This window comes from Micromonospora sp. M61, assembly GCF_018070245.1.
GTDB classification, from domain to species: domain Bacteria; phylum Actinomycetota; class Actinomycetes; order Mycobacteriales; family Micromonosporaceae; genus Micromonospora; species Micromonospora zamorensis.
Genome location: NZ_JAGPYA010000058.1, coordinates 17661 through 37389 on the forward strand (window position 1 = coordinate 17661; position 19729 = coordinate 37389).

The 19729-nt window shown below is 71.7% G+C and carries 12 protein-coding genes; 5 read left to right on the forward strand and 7 right to left on the reverse strand.

The features are described 5' to 3' along the window. Positions 1 to 44 precede the first annotated feature (44 nt). The gene (locus tag KBX34_RS26465; protein ID WP_210927599.1) at positions 45 to 1322 is read left to right on the forward strand and encodes an amino acid deaminase; all 1278 of its coding nucleotides are present in this window, start codon (positions 45 to 47) and stop codon (positions 1320 to 1322) included. A gap of 70 nt (positions 1323 to 1392) precedes the next feature. Here KBX34_RS26465 and KBX34_RS26470 read toward each other — a convergent pair whose 3' ends face one another. Further along, positions 1393 to 2274 (reverse strand): GNAT family N-acetyltransferase, encoded by an 882-nt coding sequence (locus KBX34_RS26470; RefSeq protein ID WP_210792652.1) that lies wholly within the window; start codon positions 2272 to 2274, stop codon positions 1393 to 1395. A gap of 4 nt (positions 2275 to 2278) precedes the next feature. After that, entirely contained in the window at positions 2279 to 3532 is a 1254-nt protein-coding gene (locus KBX34_RS26475) for a helix-turn-helix domain-containing protein (RefSeq protein ID WP_282102682.1), read from the reverse strand. A 362-nt stretch (positions 3533 to 3894) separates the two neighbouring features. On the opposite strand from KBX34_RS26475, the gene KBX34_RS26480 reads away from it, so the two are divergent. Both KBX34_RS26480 and KBX34_RS26485 read left to right on the forward strand, forming a co-directional pair. Beyond that, the gene (locus KBX34_RS26480; RefSeq protein WP_210792653.1) at positions 3895 to 5103 is read left to right on the forward strand and encodes a fatty acid desaturase family protein; all 1209 of its coding nucleotides are present in this window, start codon (positions 3895 to 3897) and stop codon (positions 5101 to 5103) included. After that, positions 5100 to 6236: an aminotransferase class V-fold PLP-dependent enzyme gene (locus tag KBX34_RS26485; protein WP_210927603.1), complete on the forward strand. Its 1137-nt coding sequence runs from the start codon at positions 5100 to 5102 to the stop codon at positions 6234 to 6236. The genes KBX34_RS26480 and KBX34_RS26485 overlap by 4 nt, the downstream gene beginning before the upstream one ends. 50 nt (positions 6237 to 6286) lie before the next feature. Here KBX34_RS26485 and KBX34_RS26490 read toward each other — a convergent pair whose 3' ends face one another. The 5 genes from KBX34_RS26490 to KBX34_RS26510 all read right to left on the reverse strand — a co-directional run bounded on the left by KBX34_RS26490 (position 6287) and on the right by KBX34_RS26510 (position 14981). Continuing rightward, positions 6287 to 7555: a helix-turn-helix domain-containing protein gene (locus KBX34_RS26490; RefSeq protein ID WP_210927604.1), complete on the reverse strand. Its 1269-nt coding sequence runs from the start codon at positions 7553 to 7555 to the stop codon at positions 6287 to 6289. Positions 7556 to 7761: 206 nt separating this feature from the next. Next, positions 7762 to 9177, reverse strand: a complete 1416-nt coding sequence (locus KBX34_RS26495; RefSeq protein WP_210927606.1) for a glutamine synthetase family protein — start codon at positions 9175 to 9177, stop codon at positions 7762 to 7764. Continuing rightward, positions 9174 to 9920 (reverse strand): thioesterase II family protein, encoded by a 747-nt coding sequence (locus KBX34_RS26500; protein ID WP_210927608.1) that lies wholly within the window; start codon positions 9918 to 9920, stop codon positions 9174 to 9176. The genes KBX34_RS26495 and KBX34_RS26500 overlap by 4 nt, the downstream gene beginning before the upstream one ends. Before the next feature lie 5 nt (positions 9921 to 9925). Then, positions 9926 to 11893: a non-ribosomal peptide synthetase gene (locus KBX34_RS26505; RefSeq protein WP_210927615.1), complete on the reverse strand. Its 1968-nt coding sequence runs from the start codon at positions 11891 to 11893 to the stop codon at positions 9926 to 9928. Positions 11894 to 11972: 79 nt separating this feature from the next. Then, positions 11973 to 14981, reverse strand: a complete 3009-nt coding sequence (locus KBX34_RS26510; protein ID WP_210927617.1) for a type I polyketide synthase — start codon at positions 14979 to 14981, stop codon at positions 11973 to 11975. Positions 14982 to 15155: 174 nt separating this feature from the next. Between KBX34_RS26510 and KBX34_RS26515 the strand changes: the two genes are divergently transcribed. Together KBX34_RS26515 and KBX34_RS26520 are read left to right on the forward strand one after the other, a co-directional pair. Continuing rightward, entirely contained in the window at positions 15156 to 18404 is a 3249-nt protein-coding gene (locus KBX34_RS26515) for an AMP-binding protein (RefSeq protein WP_210927619.1), read from the forward strand. After that, positions 18401 to 19645 (forward strand): cytochrome P450, encoded by a 1245-nt coding sequence (locus KBX34_RS26520; protein WP_210927621.1) that lies wholly within the window; start codon positions 18401 to 18403, stop codon positions 19643 to 19645. Before KBX34_RS26515 ends, KBX34_RS26520 begins: the two co-directional genes overlap by 4 nt. Positions 19646 to 19729: the final 84 nt, after the last annotated feature.

Below are 19729 nucleotides of genomic sequence, written 5' to 3' on the forward strand. Positions count from 1 at the left end.
TGGCAAGCTTTGGCAAAGCGCATCGTCTCGTGGGAGGGCTAAACATGATCGATACCGAGGCCGTGGAGGCGATCCGCCAGGAGCTGATCACCTGGAGGTACAAGGGGCTGCCGGTGGCGCTGGACGGCTGCACCATCGCCAACGCCGCGGAACGCGGGCTCAACCTGTTCGAGGACGGATTCCTCGGGCCGATGCTCGTGCTCGACGACGACGCCCTGACCCACAACCTCACCACGATGGCGAAGTGGTGCGCCGACCGGGGAATGCAGCTCGCCCCGCACGCGAAAACGACGATGGCGCCGCAGCTCTGGGCTCGCCAGATCGAGGCGGGGGCGTACGGGCTGACTGCGGCCAACACCGCCCAGCTGCGGGTGTACCGCGCCTTCGGGGTGTCCCGGGTCATCTTCGCCAACGAACTGGTCGACAGTGCCGGGCTGCGCTGGGTCGACGAGGAACGGTCCGCGGACCCCGGGTTCGAGTTCGTCTGCTTCGTCGACTCGGTCGAGGTGGTGACCCAGATGGAGGCCTCGCTGCGTCAGGTGGGCGCCGCGCCGGTGGATGTCCTGGTCGAGGTCGGCCGGACTGCCGGACGGGCCGGGGCGCGGTCGGTGGCCGAAGCGACGGCGGTGGCCCGCGCGGCCGCGGCCAGCCCACTCCTGCGTCTCGTCGGGGTGGGGGGCTACGAGGGTGTGCTGGTCAACGACCCGTCGCCGCACAGCATCTCGGTGGTCAACGAATTCCTGCACCGAATGCGCGACCTGACCATCGCCCTGCATCGCGAGGGACTGTTCGAGACCGACGAGATCCTGCTCACCGCAGGGGGCAGCTGCTTCTTCGACCAGGTCGCCGAGGTGTTCGGCGGGCCGTGGCCGGGCATGTCGGTGACCACCGTGCTGCGCAGCGGGTGCTACGTCACCCACGACGACGGCTTCTATCGGTGGATGTCGCCGTTCTCGCGGGGCGAGGCCGCCAACGGCTCGCTACGGCCGGCCCTGAAGCTGTGGGCGCGGGTCACCTCGATGCCGGAGCCAGGGTTGGCCCTGCTGACTGCCGGCAAACGGGACCTGTCGTTCGATGCCTGGCCGCCGGAACCGCAGCTGGTCCGCGGCGTCGGCGGCGAGATCCGTGAGCTGGCCGACTGCGCCATCCGTGCGGTCAACGACCAGCACGCCTTCCTCACGCTGCCCGCCGGGCACGGGCTCGCGGTGGGGGACTGGGTCATGCTCGGACTGTCCTACCCGTGCACGGCCTTCGACAAGTGGCAGCTGATCCCGGTCGTGCGGGGCGAAACCGTTGTCGACTTCGTCCGGACCTACTTCTGACGAGGCTGCCCGGTGTGGGCGGCGCCGCCGTGGCGACGCCGCCCACACCGGACGGCTCGGGCCCCGCTGACTAGAGAAAGTGGCCGCTGGCAAGGTACGGCGTGGGTTCCGTCATGCCCCGTAGCGCAAGATAGCCCTCCTGGCCGATGTCCAGCCGGGCGGCGAGCCCCACGTCGATCGCCCAGTGGTTGGCGGTGGTGATGCAGTTGATCAGCGTCGGCCCGTGCGACGAGGCCAGCGCCTCCCACAGCAGCGAGGACGCCGTCTGCGGGTCCTCGGCCGCCAGCAGCTTCGCCTGCCCGAGATCCTCGTCGATGAACACGTACCCCTGCCGACCCGACTGCCGGGACACCACCAGACGCATCCGGCGAATCATGTATTCGTGGTCAGGGCCGTGCCCGGCGCCGCGCCGGCTCACGTCCAGCCGATCCATCCACTCGATGTCGTTCTCGTCGCCCTCGCTCAGGCCGGAGACCGTCGGCAGCGTGGACCGGTCCACGGTGCCCACCATGCGCATCTGCGGATAGAGCAGGAAACCCGCCAACCGGTAGCGGCGGGTGGCCCCGGGGTGCACTGTCGACGAGAACAGCCCCGGACGCCCATCGGCATGGGCCAGGACGGCGTCCATCAGCTGTCGGCCCAGCCCGCGCCCCTGGTGCTGGGGCAGCACGCCATACGTGGCCAGATACCAGACCTGTTCCCGATTCTGCGAGATGGCGAAGCCGACCATGTCGTCACCGTCCATGGCCGCCCAACAGCCGCCCGGATCGGTCTCCACGAGGTACGACATCCGGTCGATCCACTGCTTGCCCACCGCGGCGGACCGGGGCTGAACCTCCGGCTCGCTCACCCGGCGGCTGAGCCGGTCGCCTTCGAAGAAGGTCGCCGCCGAGGCTCGCTCGGCGGCTGGCACGTCCTCGACCCGCATCGGCCTGATCTGCGTCTCTCCCACGATCTCAACCGTCCTTTCCGCTGCTCGCCGGTGGTCGTGCGCTCATTCCCCGTAGCCTGGCCGACGCCGACAGCGTCTCGGCCAGACTGCGCCAGGCCTCCGCCGCCAACTCCAGGTTGTGCGCCGCAGTGGCGTTGTGCGCCAGCCGCTGCAGGTGCGCGATGCCGGCCTCGGTGTCGCCTCCGACGATGGAGAGTCGGCCGCGTAGCACCTCGATCCGCAGCCGATCCCGGAACGACAGGCGCCCGTCCGAGTCGTCGATCCTGCCGGCCAGATCCTGGGCCTCGGCGAACCGCCCCTCCTCGAACGCCAGGTGTGCCTGCAGGGAGAGCATCTCCTGCTGGTGCAGCTCGGACCCGATCATCCGCAGCACGGGGGCGACCTCCTCCAGGCGGGCACGTGCCTCCGCAACCTGCGCCGGGGTGCTCTGCAGGTACAGCGAAGCAGCGGCGAGCCTCAGTCGCACCCACAGCTTGAGATCTTCGTGGCTGTCCAGCAGTCGCAGCGCCTGTTCCAGCATCTCCTGCGAGGCACGGTAGTCACCCTGGCGCATGCTGACCGTCGCCGATGCCCACAGCGCCTCCACGTACGGGGTGCCCGGAGTGCCTTCGGTGAGGGCGCACAGCAGGTCGGCGTGCCGGCGTGCCTCGCTCAGCCGGCCCGCCTCGGCCTCGGTGGGGATCAGCACGTGCAGGGCGGCCGTCCGGTCCGGCAGAGCGAGCGCGGTGGACAGTTTGACGGCCCGCTCGGCGTACTCGCGGGCCTTCACGATGTCGCCGAGGACTCGCAGGCATCGCGACATCCGGGTGCACGTGCGCACCAGCAGTTCGGGCACGTCAAGTTCCTCGGCCAGCGCGAGCAGCTCGGTCAGCAACGCGTACGCCGCCTCGTGCGCGCCCTCGTCACTGCGCAGCCCGGCCAGCAGCCACAGGGCCTGCCAGCGCAGCTCCGGCGCGCGTCCGTCGTCGAGGCGGAGCGCCTCGGCCACGCGTTCGGCGCTGTCGGTCTGCACACCCGACGTGACCGAGGCGAGCACGATTGCCAGTGTTGCCGACATCGGCTGGGAGAGGAACGCGGCCTCCTCGACCCCGAGCCGCTCTGCCAGGTACGCCACCACACGTGGCGTGGGTTGCCGGGCGCCCGACTCCAGCCGCGACAAATAGCCGGTGGAGATGTAATCCCCTGCGAGTGCAGCCTGCGACAGTCCGCGTCCCAATCGGAGGGCCCTCAAGCGTCGACCGAACTGCGGCTGATCCAATGTCTCATCCCTGAGGTGTGGGAGGCGGTGCCACTCGGCATCGACTCACATCTGCCGAGACACGCAATCACGGCAGAATGCAGACGGGTTGCGGCATCACGAATGTGATCCCCCCAGCGCCTCTTGGTGGCTTGACCGTAGTCGTGGAATAGCGGCCTTGTCAACGTCAGGCAACAGCATTGTCAAAGACGTTGCCGTCCTCTACCGTCGTCGCTGAGCGCCACCCTGTCCCAGCTCGCCATCCATTCCGCCAGCCGCCGGCTGGTCCCGCGGCCGGTCGCCAGCGGGCGCTGGGTTCGCCACTGCTGGCGGCCTTTTGCCACGTGCACATTCCGGCGCGTGCCCTCTGCGAGGAGTCTCGAATGGCCTCGGTGAACACCCTCAGCCCGCCCACCGACCTCGACTTCAGCAAGCTGTCTCCCGAGATCCGGCGCGAGCTGCGCAAGCTGTGCCGGTTGGACAACCACCACGGAATACTCGGCGTCCTCTTCGACTACGCGGTCGTGGCATTCGCCGTGTACCTCAGCGTGGGCGTGTCGTACTGGTTCTACCCGGTGTCCCTGGTGCTCATCGGGTCCACCCAGCGTGCCCTGGTCAACCTCCTGCACGAAGCGTCGCACAAGGTGCTGGCACGCAATCAGACCTTGAACCTGGTGCTCAGCACGGTCTTCACCGGGCACCTGGTGTTCCACATGCACAACCCCTACCGCAGCTCACACATCGGCCTCCATCACCGCTACCTCGGTGACAGGGACAAGGACCCCGACTACAGCTTCCACGTGGAGTGCGGCATCTACGATCCGGGCGGCTCCAACCGGGCCTTCTTCCTGCGCAACATTCTCCTTGCGGCTCTGGGTCTGCGAACCCTCGAGTATGTCCGCTACGTGGTGGAGGACCGGCTGCTGTTCCGCGAGGACCAGATTGCCGTCTCGATGCCGATCAGCCTGCGGGCCGAGCGCTGGCTGCTGCTCGGAGTATGGACGGTGCTGCTGACCCCGATCGTGTCCGGCGGCTACCTGCTCGAATTCGTCCTGTTCTGGATTGTGCCGCTGTTCACCACCGCGGTCGCCATCGGCTGGCTGTCCGAACTGGCCGAACACTTCCCGTTGCCGGAGAGCGAGAACAGGCAGATCCTGATGACCCGCAACCGCCACGGCTGGGCCATCGAACGGTTCCTGCTGGGGCGCCACAACGACAACTACCACCTGGTTCACCACCTCAACACCGGCGTGCCCTTCTGGAACATGAAGAAGGCCCACCGGATCCTGCTCGGCGATCCGGCTTACGCGTTGTGGGACGGGATGTGGGCCGGCATCATGACCCGCTCGCCGGGCCGCAGGGACAAGGAAACGCTGATCAGTTACGCCGGGAAATACCGCGAGTGGCGTCGCACCGGCGGCGATCCCGGCGACCCGGGGCAGCGCAGTTTCGCCGAGATCGCCGCGCTGGCCAGGCACTCGTGGACGCCGCCACCGCAACCACAGCCGGCACCGGTGCCCGCTCCAGCACGGCCAGTGGCGGCGCCGCCGGAGCCCGCGGAGTCGCCCGTACCGGCCAGGGCCCGACGATGACGGCTGGCATGATCCACCTCAACACCGCCGGCGCGGGCCTGCCGGCCCCCGGCGTCACGGCCGCGATGACCGGCTACCTCGAGGCGGAGGCCACGGCCGGGCCGTACGAAGCCGAACAGGCCCGCGCCGACGATCTCACCAACCGGGTGTACGCCGTGCTCGCGGACCTCGTCGGTGCGCAAGCGGAGCACATCGCCCTGTTCGCCAGTGCCACCGACGCGTGGTGCCGGATCGCGTGCCAACTCACCCTGCCCCAGGGAAGCCGGATCTGGACGACCCCGTACGAGTACGCGGGCAACCTCATCGCCCTGCAGCGGCTCGCCGCCCGCCGCAAGTGCTCCCTCGAGGTGATCCCGGTGGGCGGCGCCGGCGACCTCGACCTGGAGTGGATGCGCGCCCACCTCGACGATCGGGTGGCGCTGGTGTCCGTGGTCCACATGCCGTCGGCGGTCGGGCTGATCCAGCCGGTCGAGCAGATCGGCGCGCTGTTGGCCGGCTCCGCAGCGGTGTACGTGGTGGACGCGTGCCAGACGGTGGGCCAGATCCGCGTCGACGTCGATGCGATCGGCTGCCACGCGCTCACTGCGGCGGGCCGCAAGTTTCTGCGCGGCCCGCGCGGTACCGGCTTCGCCTACCTGCGCCCCGACCTGTGGGACCGGATCGACCCCGTGTTCTACGACCTGCACGTCGCGCAGGCGCTTTCGCTGCACGAGCACCGGTGCGACGTGGACACGGCGGCCCGGTTCGAGACCGCCGAACGTGGCAACGCCGCGATACTTGGCCTGCTCGCCGCCGCCGAGTACGCCCGCGCCGCGTCGCCGGCGCCGACAGCCGAGGTGTACTCGGCACTGACCGCCACCATTCGGCAGACACCCGGTGCCCGGCCATTGATGCCCGGCAGCCGACACAGCGGCATCGCGTCCTTCACGCACGACCGGCTGGCGCCGGAACGGATCCGTGACGCCCTCGCCGACGACGGGCTCAACACCTGGGTCGGCGTCGGCGCGCACACTCCGCTGTACCTGGCCGCGGCCGGGATCGAACGGTTCGTGCGCACGTCGGTGCACCACTACAACAGCCTTGCCGACATCGAGGCGTTCGGCCGGTCGCTGCGCCGTGTCTGCGCCGCCTGACCGATGTTGAAATGGCCTGCCGCCGAGGGGCGAACGGGCACCGGACCGGTTCAGCCGGTGGCGGCTCGGCCGGCGAGGGCAGGGCCGTCACCGTACGGCTTGGCCAGGGTCTCCGCGAGGTTGCGCCACAGCTCGGCGGCGAGCTCGACGTTGTGGGCCTCGTCGGCCTGGCGGGCGAGGTCCTGCAGCGCCCGTATGCCGCCGTCGGCCTCACCGCCCAGAATGGACAGACGCGCGTGCAGGGCGGCGAGCTTGAGCCGATCGCGGAACGACAGCAGCGACCGCTGGGTGGCGGCCGCCTCGCACAGCACGCGCGCGTCGTCGAGCCGCCCCTCGGCGAACGCCAGGTGAGCCTGGAGGCTCTGCAACTCCTGGTGCTGGCGCTCGGTGCCGATCAGGTTCAGGACCGGGCCGACAGCATCGAGTGCGGTGCGGGCCTGAGACGGCTGCGCCGGAGTGATCTGCAGATACAGGGAGGCGGCGGCCAGGTGCAGCCGGATCCACAGCTGCAGGTCGTTGCGGCTGTTCGCGCCGGACAACGCCTCCTCCAGATACGCGATGGCGCCGGCGTGGTCACCCTGCCGGGTGCGGACCGTCGCGGCCGACCAGAGCGCCTCGACGTGCAGCGTCCCGCCCGCAGGCTTGGTGAGGTGGCACAACTCGTCGGCATGGGTGCGGGCCTCATCGAGCTGGCCCGCCTCGGCCAGCGCGGAGACGAGGGCCTGCAGGGTCGCCGCGCGGTCGGTGAGCGACAGCTCGTCGGCGATGCTGTGCGCCTGCTGCGCGTACTCCCGGGCGCCGGTGGTGTCGCCGAGGGTGCGCAGGCAACGCGACAGCTGGGTCTGCGCGCGGGCCAGCAGCGGCGCGACGCCGAGTTGCGTGCTCAGCTTGACCAGCTCCTCCAACAGGTGGCGCTGCTCGTCGCGCTCGCCGGCCTCACCGCGGATCTCCGCGAGCAGCCAGAGCGCCTGCCAACGCTCGGCCGGGTCTCGCTGGCCGTCGGTACGCAGCGCCTCGGCCAGTGGTTCGGCGACGCGGTCGTCACCGCTGGCGGAGATCATCGCGGCCAGGATCTGGGTGAACGGGGAAGCTTGCACGACGTTCACCGGGTCGGCGTTCGGGTCTTCCAGGACCGATGCCGGCACGCCGAGGCGCTGTGCGAGGTACGCCACCACACGGGGGGTCGGACGCCGGGCCCCGGACTCGAGGCGGGAGAGGTAGCCGGTGGAGATTCCACCCTTTGCCAGCGCCGCCTGGGAAAGGCCGCGCTTTTCGCGCAGTGCGCGAAGCCGGGGCCCGAACTCGGACTGCTGCAGCATCTCCAACCCCCAAGGCCAAGGTCTCCGACAACCGACATCAAGCGCCGCAGGTATGACCGCCGGTAATGACTCGGCATTGCCACCGACGGTATGTGGTTGAAAAGGAGTATAGCCACGCCGACGGGCCGCGTGACAGCGTGCCGGCACAGGGGTTGCCTCGACGGGTTGCCGACGCATTGCCGCGTCGGCAACCCTGCGTATCCGGGTCAGAACCGGGTGTTGTGCAGGGCGTACACCTCCGACTCGGGCATCGCCGCCAGGTCGCGGACGTCTGCGCGCTTGATCGCGGTGTAGAGGTCCCGGCGGGGCGAACCCAGCACCGACATCAACAGCTCGTCGCGCTCCAACGCGGCAACCGCCTCAGCCAGGCTGGCGGGCAGGACGGTGACCCCGCGGCGCCGCAGTTCCGCGTCGGACAGGGTGTTCGGGTCGACGGTCAGTGGCGGGCCTGGATCGAGCCGCCGCCGTACCCCGTCCAACCCGGCATGGATGACGGCGCCCAGCGCCAGGTACGGGTTGGCGGTGCCGTCGCATGGTTTGATCTCGACGTTGGTGGTGCCGGACTCGTCGCCGCCCAGCACCGACGGGACCCGGACGGCGGCCTCGCGGTTGTCGAAGCCGTAACACCCGTAGGCACCGGCCCACCTGCCCCGCACCAGCCGCGCGTAACTGTTGACACTGGGGCACAGCAGGGCGGTGAGCGCTGGCAGGTGCGTCAGCACCCCGGCGATGAAGTGGTGCGCGACGTCCGACAGCCCCGCCCCGGGCGCGGCGAACGCGTTGTCGTCGCGCCAGAGGGACACGTGCAGGTGGTTGCCATTGCCGCGCAGCCCCGAAAGCGGCACCGGGGCGAACGTGGCGCGCAGCCCGTGCTGCCGGGCCAGACCACGGGTGAGTATCCGCTGCCACACGTGGTTGTCGGCGGCACGCAGTGCCGGGGCGGGCCGGACCGTGACCTCGTGCTGGCCCGGAGAGGTCTCCGGGTGGTACTGCTCCACCGCCACACCGACCGAGCGCAGGGCGCGGATCAGCGCGATCACGTAGCCGTTGGTGACGTCGAACGCCTCGTTGTCGAGCGTGAGCCCGTCGTCGAACGGCACCCCGTCGCGCAGCAGCGTGAACTCCGGTTCGAACGCGGCCACGACGGCGTACCCCTCCTGGTGGGCCTCGGCCACGGCGTCGCGGAGGAACGCTCGCGGACACGCACCCCACGGGGCACCGTCCCTGGTGAGCAGGTCACCGAGCATCGCCGCGGAGCCCGGCGCGTGCGGCAGCAGCGCCAGGGTGTCCGGGTCGGCGGAGATGCGTACCTCGTCCATCACCGCGAACCCCGGCACCGGCTGGGCCTGGTCCAGCAGGCTCGCCGCCTGGCGACCCACCGACAGCGGCACCCCCGACCGTAGCCGGCCGGGGAGCACCTCCCGGCCCACGCCCTTGCCCCGGAGGATTCCGTTGTGGTCCACCCACAGGAAGCGGACGATCTCCAGGTCGTGCCGCTCGACCAGTGCCAGGACGTCCGCCGCGGTCCGGCGCGGCGACCCGTCCACGGGACCGACATCGTCGGCGGGCGAACGGGGCAGGCCGGTGGTCACAGATCCCAGCGCGGCGGAGGTGATCGTCACGGCCCACTCCTCACCGGCGCGGGCAGGCAGTCGCCCAGCAGCGCCAGCGGTGGCTCGGCCACCAGGTAGAAGTGGTCGCCACGGACACCGTACGCGCGGACCGTCCCGGTGGTCAGCGTCGACCACGGGCGGCAGTCGGCGTCGTCGTCGGCGTCGCCCACGATCGTCGTCACCGGGCACCGCAGCATCGGCCCCGCGCCCGGTTCGTACGCGTGGAACATCCGGCCGTCGGCACGCACGTACGGCAGGACCAACTCCTGGAACTCGGGGTCGGCGGCCAACTCCGGGTCCGTGCCGCCGAGCGTCAGCAGGCGCTGCACGACCGCCGCGTCGTTCAGGTCGTCCGGGTCCGACAACTGCTCCGGCCCTGGGTACGGCGCGTTGCGCGATCCCGACGCGAACAGGTGGAACGGCTCGATCCCACGCTCCTGCAGCGCGACAGCGGTCTCCAGGGCGATGGCCGCGCCCATGCTGTGACCGAACAGGATCAGCGGGCGGTCCGCCAACGGCACCAGCGCGTCGGTGATCTGCGTGGCGAGCCGGCGAAGGTCGGTGGGCGGCGGTTCGACGATCCGGTGCGCGCGGCCGGGATAGCAGACAGCGTGCACCTCGACGCCGGGCAGACGCCCGCCCCACGAATGGAACATGGCGGCGGAGCCGCCCGCGTGGGGGAAGCACACCAGACGCACGTCCGGGTCGGTGAGCGGCGCTGGGCACCGCAGCCAGGTGGTGGATTCGCGCATCGTCATCACTCTGCCTCCTGCATCAGGCCGGTACGCCGGGCGCGCAGCGCGCGGGCCCGCTGGGCACGGGCGGAGCGGGCCTCGCCGGTGGCCGTGTCGGCGTCGGCCGCGTCGCCGCCGTCGCGCAGCAGCGCCACCTGCGACGCCACAGTGGTGTGCTGGAACAGGGCGACCACCGACAGTCGGCACCCGGTGCGCCGCTCCAGCGTGTCTCGTAGCCGGAACATCGCCAGCGAGTGACCGCCCAGGTCGAAGAAGTTGACGTCGGCGGGGACGTCGTCGCGCTGCAGCACATCGGTCCACGCCGCACTGACCTGCACGGCCAGCTCGGCCAGGTCCGCTGTGGGCGGCCGGGCCGGTCCGGCCGGCGTCGCCGCCTCGACGGCCGCGGGGCCGGCGTCGGCCAGGCCGCGCAGTGCGGCCCGATCGGTCTTGCCGTTGGCCGTGCGCGGGAAGTGGTCCAGGACCACGATCCGGCTCGGCACCATGACCGCCGGAACCCGGTCGGTCAACTGCCGTCGCAGGGACTCCGGAGCAGCACCGGCGAGAGATAGGACGAAGCCGACCAACTCGGTGTCACCGGCGGCGGGGACGACCACGGCCTCGCGGACGCCGGGCAGCGCGCACAGCTGCGCCTCGACGGCCGAAAGCTCGATCCGATGACCGCGGACCTTGACCTGATGGTCCCGGCGACCGAGGAACTCCAGGGTGCCGTCGTTGGTCCACCGGCACAGGTCACCGGTGCGGTACATCCGCTCGCCCGGGATGGCCGCGAACGGATCGTCGCGGAACGCCCGGGCAGTGGCCTCGGGCCGCCCGTGGTAGCCGCGGGCCACACCGGCGCCGGCCACGTACAGCTCGCCCGACTCGCCGACGGGGACCGGGCACAGCTGCTCGTCCAGGACGTACACCCGGGCGCCTGGGATGGGGCGGCCGATGGTCACCGGGGCTGGTGCGGTGAAACGCTGGTAGGTCGCCCACACGGTCGCCTCCGTCGGGCCGTACTCGTTCACCAGCTCGCAGCGACCGGAGGTCTCGACGAAGTGCCGCTCCACCAGCTCCTGCGGCAGGGCCTCACCGGCCACGATCGCGGTCCGCAGTGACTCCAGGCGGCCCCCGCCCATGCGCGCGGCGGCATCGAGCAGGTAGCTGTACAGCGAGGGGATGCACAGCAGATGGGTGGCCCGGTGGTCGTCGACCAGTCTGACCAACTGCTCCGGGTCGCGTACCTGCGCGCCGGTTGCCACGATCAGGCAGCCGCCTGCGGTCAGCGTGCCCCACAGGCCGGCCACCGAGGAATCGAAGCTGAGCGGGGACACCAGCAGGAACGTGGGTTCGCCCGGGTAGACCAGGCGCCGGGCCAGGGTCGAGGCGGCCAACTGCCCGTGCTCGACCACCACGCCCTTGGGCTCCCCGGTGCTGCCGGAGGTGTAGATGAGGTACGCCGGGTCGGTGAGCAGCACGGGGACGTCGACCGGTGCCCCGTCGGTGCCGGCGGCGGTGTCGCCTGCCGTGACCGGCACCAGGGGCAGGCCCGTGCCCGCCAGACGGTTCGCGGTGCCGTCACTGACCAGGGCCGCGCTGACCTGGGCATCGGCGAGGATCTCGGTCAACCGCTGGTCGGGCTGGCCGGGGTCCAGGGGTACGTACGCCGCGCCGCAGCGCAGCACGGCGAGGATGGCGGCGACGGTGGCCGTGCTGGCTTCGGCGAGGACCGCCACCCGGTCGCCGCGGCCCACACCGGCGTTCGTGAGCGCGGCGGCGATTCGGGAGCTGCGTGCGCCGAGTTCGGCGTAGCTCATCTCGTCGGTGCCGCAGCGCACCGCCGGCCGGGACGGCGTGCGCGCGGCCACCGCGGTCACCAGGTCCGGCACCGGCGGCAGCGGACCGTCCGGCAGGGGACCGCCGAGGTACGCCGGGCACGGCAGGTCGGACGGTGTGCCCAGCGGCGGGGTTATCGACAGCGTGGTCATGGACGAGCTCCTTCTTCCCTGGTGACAAGGGTGCGGACGGAGGTGCGGTAGCGGCGGACGGCGGCCGCCCCGGCGTCGATCAGCCAACCGCGACAGGTGCGCGGTCGCTGTCGACCAGGGCTCGGCACATCGACGTGTGATCGCCGAGCGTCGGGCGGGTCATGAGGTCGCGGATCGGCACCCGGATGCCGAGTTCGGTACGTAGCCGGCGAGCCAGGTGGGTGATGCTCAGCGAGTCGCCGCCCAGCGCGAAGAAGTCGGCGTCATCGGACAACTGGTCCCGACCGAGCAGATCGGTCCACAGCCGGCCGAGCAGCGACGGCACGTCCTGCTCGAAGGCCCTGGCCGGTCGGTCGGCGCCGGGCGCCGCGCCGATGCCGCTGTCGCGCCCGGTCGCGAACGCGGTCGCAGCCGCCGCCGGGGCGGTGACGGGCAGCGGGACGACAGCCGGCGGGTTGTGCCCGGCGGGCGCCGGTCTGGCCTCGGCGGCCAGGTGGCGTGGCCCGTGGAAGGCGTAGCCGGGAAGGTGGACGCGGCGCCCGGTGGGACACGTCGCGCCGATCTCCACCGGCTGCCCGACGGTCCACAGTCGTCCCAGGGCGGTGGGCACCGCCTCGTCGTCGGCGCCGGGCCGACCGCCGCACAGCGGCACGGCCGTGAGGCCGCCGTTTTCCACCAGAGTGGACAGTGCGTGCCCTGGCCCGACCTCGACCACGATCGCATCGGCGAACCGCTCGCCCAGCCGTCGCAGTGATGGTCCGAACCGCACCGTGTGGCGCGCCTGTGCGGTGAACAGGGTCGCGCCAACAGGGGCTCCCGGGAGGAGCAGTTCACCGCTGTTCGTTGCCCACGGCAGCGTGGGCGGTCCGAGTCGCATCCCGGCCAGTGCATCCCGCAATGGCGCAACCGCGGCGTCGACGAGCGCGGTGTGGAACGCGCGCCGGCTGCGCAGCCGCCGCGCACGCACCCGGCCGCTCAGCCAGGCCTCAAAAGCGTCGACGACGTCCGGCGGGCCGGCCACCACGGTGTGGTCGGGAGAGTTGACGGCAGCGGTCTCCAGCGCCAGGCCGGATGCGCGTACCAGGTCAGCAGTCTCCTGTTCGCCGCAGGTCAGGGCGAGCATGGCACCGGGTGGGCACTGCTGCATGGCCGCCCCGCGCACGGTCACCAGCCGGGCGGCGTCGGCCAGGTCGAGCACACCGGCCACGCACGCGGCGGTGATCTCGCCGAGACTGTGCCCGGTGACGGCCGCCGGGTGCAGGCCGAGCTCGCGCAGCGCCATCGCGGCGGCGTACTCCACAGCGAACAGGGCGGGCTGGGCCAGGGCGGTCTCGGCCAGGTCGTCGGCGGGGAACCCGGGGTCGAGCAGCGCGCGGCCGACCAGTTCAGCGGTGGTGGGGCCGTACTCGTCGAGCACTGTCGCCAGCGCGGCGCTGAAGCCCGGCAGGTCGGCGGCCAGCGGCCGGGCCATGCCGGGGTACTGGGCGCCCTGCCCGGGAAAGGCGAACACCAGCGGTGCCGGGCCGGTCGTGGGCACGCGGCAGTGCGCGGTGGTGCCACGGGACTCCAGCCGCTCGGCGAGTTCGTCGGTGTCGGTTGCGACGACGGCGAGTCGCTCGGCCAGGTGTGCTCGGCCGGTAGCCAGGGTGCGCACCACGTCCTGCGGCAGGACGTCGTGGGTGCGGAGGTGCGCGGCGAGCCGGGTGGCGGCGCGGTCCAGCGCGGCATCATCGGCTGCGGACAGCACGACCAGGTGGCGGCCGGGGCGGGCGCCGCGGGGGGCGGTGCTCTCGACCGGGGGCTGCTCCACGACCACGTGGGCGTTGGTGCCGCCGACACCGAACGCGCTGACCCCGGCGCGCCGAGGTTCCGTGCCGGGCCATGACCGAGCCTGCTCGGGCACGTACAGCGGCGACCCGTCCTGTTCGAGGAGCGGGTTGAGCGTGCTGTGCCCGGCGACCGGAGGGATCACCCCTTCCCGGACCACCATGATCGCCTTGATCAGGCCGGCCACACCCGCGGCGTTGTCGAGGTGGCCGGTGTTCGCCTTCAGCGCGCCCACAGCGACCTGGCCGGGGCGGGCACCACTCGCGCGCAGGGCCGCGGATGCGGCCGCCCACTCGATGGGGTCGCCGATGCGGGTGCCGGTGCCGTGGCTCTCCAGGTATCCGATGGAGTCGCCGTCGACGTCGGCGGCCCGCAGGGCAGCGCGGATGACGGCCTGTTGGCCTTCGACGGACGGCGCGTAGTAGCCCGCCTTCGCCGAGCCGTCGTTGTTGATGGCGGTACCCAGGATGACCCCGTGCGGGGCGGGACCGTCGTCGAGGGCGTCGGCGAGGCGCCGCAGCACCACGCAGGCGACACCGGACCCGGCGACGATGCCGTCGGCGCTGGCGTCGAACGGGCGGCAGTGACCGGTGGGGGAGTGGATGCCGCCGGGCACGTGCAGGTGCCCCGCCTGTGGGAAGGCCATCCCGGCGGCGACCACGAGCGCTTGGTCGCAGTCGCCGTTGAGCAGTGCCTGCACGGCGAGGTGTACCGCCACCAGCGACGACGAGCAGGCGGTCTGCACCGCCAGTGCGGGGCCGTTCAGGTTCAGCCGGTAGGACAGGAGGCTGGCCAGGAAGTCGGGCTCGGTGCCGTGCAGCGCGTCCTCCAGTGTCAGCGGCGTGAGCTGGCCGCCGGCTACCATCCGCCGCAGGTAGTCGCTGCTGCTGGCGCTGGCGAACACACCGGTGGCGAGGCCGGTGTCGAGCGGGTTGGCGCCGGCGTCCTCAAGGGCCGACCAGGCGCACTCCAGCATCAGCCGGTGCTGCGGGTCGAGCATCTCGGCCTCGCGCGGGCTCATCCGGAACAGCACGTGGTCGAACCGGTCGGCGTCGGCGAGGTGGCCGTGCACCGCCACGTAGTCCGGGTCGTCGAGCAGGTCCGGGGGCACACCTTCGGAGGCGAGTTCCTGTCGCTGGTAACGACGGGTGAGCACCCGGCCGGCAGTGAGAGCGTCCCACCACTGGGTCAGCTCCGGTGAGCCGGGAAACCTGCCGGCCATGCCGGATACGGCGATATCGAGGGAACGGTCGCGTGCCATGCACCCACCTTTGATCGGTCACCAGGAGCACCGTCCGGCGTGGATCGATGCGGTCTACATGCCCGGGCTTGCCAGTAGGTTGCCAGACTAGGCAATGTCATGGCAACGTTCGTGTTGAACATGGCGACGCACGTCGCCTGATCACCCCGAGAGGTACCGACGAGGGGAAACAGCGTGCACGCAGACCCGCGATGGTCGGTCGGCTCGCCCAACACCGCTCCGGCGGAAGGGCTGCACGAGACCGTGGCCCGGCAGGCGCGGTGGCGACCCGGCGCCGTCGCCGTCGTGGAGGGCCCTAGCACGATCACGTACGCGCAGCTCGACGCCGCCGCGGATGCCTGGGCGGCGGGCCTGGTCGCCGCCGGGGTGCGACCCGGCGACCGGGTGCCGATCCTGCTGCCACGCAGCGCCGACCTGGTCGTCGCGCTGCTGGCGGTGCTCAAGACCGGAGCCGCCTACTGCCTGCTGCCGCCGGACTGGCCCGCGCCGCGCCTCGACGCCGTGCTCACGGACCTGCGGCCCCCACTGGTGGTCACCGGCACCGAACCAGCCGGGGACCTTGCGGTGCCGGCATGGCCGATCTCGGCCGCACCGGTCAGCGCGGGCCCCGGCTTCCGGTCCGTGGCCGTCGCCGCTGCCGACCCGTGTTGCGTCTTCTTCACCTCCGGCACGACTGGCCGGCCGAAGGGGGTGGTCAGCCCGCACGGGGCCACCGCCCGCCTGTTGCAGCCCGGCGGCTTCGCCCGCTTCGACCACCGGACGGTGATCCCGCTCGCGGCCGCCACCCCCTGGGACGCGTTCTCCCTCGAACTGTGGTCCGCCCTGCTCAACGGGGGCACCTCGGTGATCGTGGCCGATCCCTACCTGTCGGCGTCGGCCCTGCGCCACGGGGTGGCCCGGCACGGTGCGAACACCGCGTGGTGCACCGCAAGCCTGTTCAACCTGATCATGGACGAGGCGCCCGACGCGTTCGAGGGCCTGGACCAGGTGATGATCGGCGGGGAGCGGCTGTCCGTGCCGCACGTACGCCGGTTCCTGGGGCTGCATCCCGACACCGTCCTGCTCAACGGTTACGGCCCGGTCGAGTGCACGGTCTTCGCCACCACCCACCGCATCCGCGCCGACGACTGCGAGCGGCCCGGCGGCATTCCACTCGGGCGACCCGTGCCCGGCACCGAGGTGTACGTGTTGGACGGACAGCGCCCCTGCGCCGTCGACGAAACCGGCGAGATCTGCCTGGCCGGCGACGGCCTGGCGATCGAGTACCTCGGTGACCCCGCCCTCACCGCCGCCAAGTTCACCCGGATCCGCGTCGGCGATCGTGAGGTCCGCGCCTACCGCACCGGCGACCTCGGCACCTGGGACGAGGACGGACTGCTGCACCTGACCGGCCGCGCCGACCGTCAGCTCAAGATCCGTGGCAACCGGGTGGAGCCGGCCGAGGTCGAACGCCAGATCGAGGAACTGCTCTCCGACGTACGACACTGCCGGGTGGTGGCCCGCGCCACCGGCCGCGGCGACCGGGAGCTGGTGGCGTTCTGCGTGCCCGTCCGCGACGGTGACCCGCTGCCCGAGGCGACGTCCCGGATCCGCGACGCGCTCGTCGCCTACCACCGTCCGGCCGCAGTGGTCAGCGTCGCCGCGTTTCCGCTCACCGCCCAGGGCAAGCTGGACGAGCGGGCGCTGCTGGCGCTGCTGACACCCCCCGCTGTCAACTCCGACCCGGCTGCGGGCTGCGACCCGGCCACCCTCGGCGACCCGGTGCTGCGCGACGTCGCCGAGTGCGCCGCCGCCGTCCTCGGTGTCGGCACGATCCCGCTGGACACGCCGTTCCCCGAGATGGGCCTGACCTCGCTCGACGCCGGCCGGGTGTGTGCCCGTCTCTCGGCGCGCACCGGCATTCCGGTGCCGGTGTCCTGGGTGTACGAGTGCCCGACAGTCACCGGCCTCGCTCGCCGGCTGTCCGACGCGACCGCCGTCGCGGGGGCAGGGCGGGAGGCGGCCCTGTCAGTACCCGACGACGACGCGGCCCCGCTGACCGCCGTTCAGGTCATGCAACTGACCCGGGAACTGCTGAACCCGGCCGACCGTACCGGGCACTGCCTGCTCAGCTGGGTCGTCGAGGGCGAACTCGACAGGTCGGCCCTGTCCGTCGCGATCGCTGCCGTACACCTGCGGCACGAGTCACTGCGCGCGGCATACCTGCTCGACCCGGAGCCGGCGGCGTGTCCCGACGACGTGCCGGCGCCCGCGCTGACTGTGCTGCCGCCGCAGGCCGGCGTCGACGCGGCCCTCGCCGCCGCCCGCGAGGCGCTCGCCGCGCCGCTCGCACCGCAGGACGCCCAGGTGTGGCACACCGTCCTCGTGCCTGTCGACGTGCTGGAGCCGGCAGCGCCCACGGCCGTGTTCGGATGCGCGGTGCACCACGTCGCCTTCGACGGCTGGTCCGAGGCCGTCCTCGCCAACGATCTCGGCACCGCGTACCGGATCGCCCTGGGCGACGCCGACCCCGACCGGCTCGCGGTCGCGCTCGGGCCCGGCCCCGCCCTGGCCGACCTGGTCCGCGCCGAACTGGCCCGCTGCCGACTGGCCGAGCCCGAACGCCGCCTCGCCGAGGTGCGCGCCGCCCTGGCGGGTGTGCCGCCGTTGCGGTGGTCGTCCGATCCGTCAACCCTCGACGGCGATGGCACGGAATCCGACGGCCGCGTTGCACCCGCCGAGAGCGCCGCAGCCGACGGTATGACCGCGTTCGACCCCTCTACAGGCACGACGGCACCAACCGCGATCGTGCCGATCAGGTCGCGCCGGCAACCCGAGCGGGTCGAGGTCAGGCTGGCCGCGGACGCCCTCGCGGCCGTTGACGCCGCCGCCGCAGCAGCCAACGTCACCCGCTTCGTCGTCCTCCTCGCCCTCTGGGCGGCCAGCGTCGCCGACGTCACCGGCCAGCGGGACGTCGCCTTCGGGGTGCCGGTGGCCCGCCGCGACGACCCTGCCCTGGAACGCGCGATCGGCTGCCACATCACCATGGTCTGCCTGCGACTGCGCGATGCCGCGTGCGCCGGTGACACCGGTGCGGTCCGGATCGTGGGCCGTACCGTCCAGCAGATGCTCGCGGCCCAGAGTCTGGCCGGGTTCCACCTGCTCGGCGAGACCGGGCGGCCACCGGCGTACCAGACGCTGTTCGCCTACCAGAACAATGCCGTACCCGAGCTGGAGCTTCCGGACGCCCGCGTCACCTTCGTCCGGCAGCCGTATCTCGACCTGCCCTTGGAGTTGCACGCCGAGCTGTGGCCCGACGGCGACGGCCTGCGGCTGGAGGTCACCTACAACCCCGCGGTGGTCACCGGGAAAACCGCGGCCGACCTCGCCAAGCACTTTTCCGAGTACGTGTACAGCCAGGCGACGGGAGCAGTCCGGCCATGACCATCAGCACCATTCCGGCCACCACCACCGAGCCAGCGGAGATCGACGCGTCCGGCCGGGCCATTGCCGGCACGCCGCCGCTGTCCCGGCTCACCGACTCGGACCTGTACGCCACCGGCGATCCGCACCCACTGTGGGCGTGGATGCGCGCCGAAGCCCCGGTGCACTGGCAGCCCGCGACCGAGCTGCCCGGATTCTGGTCACTGACCAGGCATGCGGACATCCGAGCGGTCTACCAGGACAGCGCCACGTTCAGCTCGGCGCAGGGCGTGCTGCTGCGGCCAGCCGCAGCTGGCCCCGATCCGGGCGGCAACCTCACGCTCGCGCTCACCGACGCCCCCCGCCACAAGCAGCTGCGGACACTGATGGCCGGTTGGTTCAACACCCGCGCGGTGCGGGCGTTGGAGGGCTACGTGCGCGCCAGTGTCCAGGGCGTCCTGGACCGCGCGGCAGAGCAGGACACCTGCGACTTCGCGACCGACGTGGCGGGACGGCTGTCCCTGATGACGATCGCGCACATCCTCGGGGTGCCCGAAGCCGACCACGACAAGCTGTACCGATGGACCGACGAGGCTTTCGCGGCCCACAGCTCGCTCGTCTCCCACCCCGACATCGTCGACTACTTCATGGACCTGCTGTACCGCCGGATGGAGGAACCGACCGACGACCTGGTGAGCGCGCTGCTGCACGGCACCGTGGGCGGTGACCTGCTCACCGAGATCGAGGTCGTGCTCAACTGCGAGAACCTCGTCGGCGCCACCGAGAACGGCCGGCTGGCCCTCATTGGCGGGGCACAGGCGTTACTCGAACACCCGCAGCAGTGGAAACGCCTCGCTCAGGACCGTGCGCTGTTGCCCAGCGCGATCGAGGAGATCATGCGGTGGACATCGAGCGCCACCCACAGCGTGCGGACCGCCACGCGCCCGTACCAACTGCGCGGGCAGCGCATCGCCCCCGGCGACAAGGTCGTGCTCTGGCTTCCCTCCGCCAACCGTGACGAGGACGTGTTCACCAACCCGTACGAGTTCGACATCACGCGTACGCCGAATCGGCACATCGCCCTCGCCGTCGGTGAGCACTTCTGCATCGGTGCCACGCTGGCCCGGGCACAGATGCGGGTGCTCTTCTCCGAGTTGCTCGACGGGGCGTACGCGATCGAGTTGGACGGCCCCGCCCGCCGGGTCAGCTCGATCGCTGTCAACGGCACGGAGAGCCTGCCGGTCCGGCTGCGGGCGCGGTAACCGGCGACCACCGCCGCGCCCGCCCGGCAATCAGGCCCCGATCACTCGGCGTCCTGGAGCCGCGGTGGTCGCGTACGCCCGCAC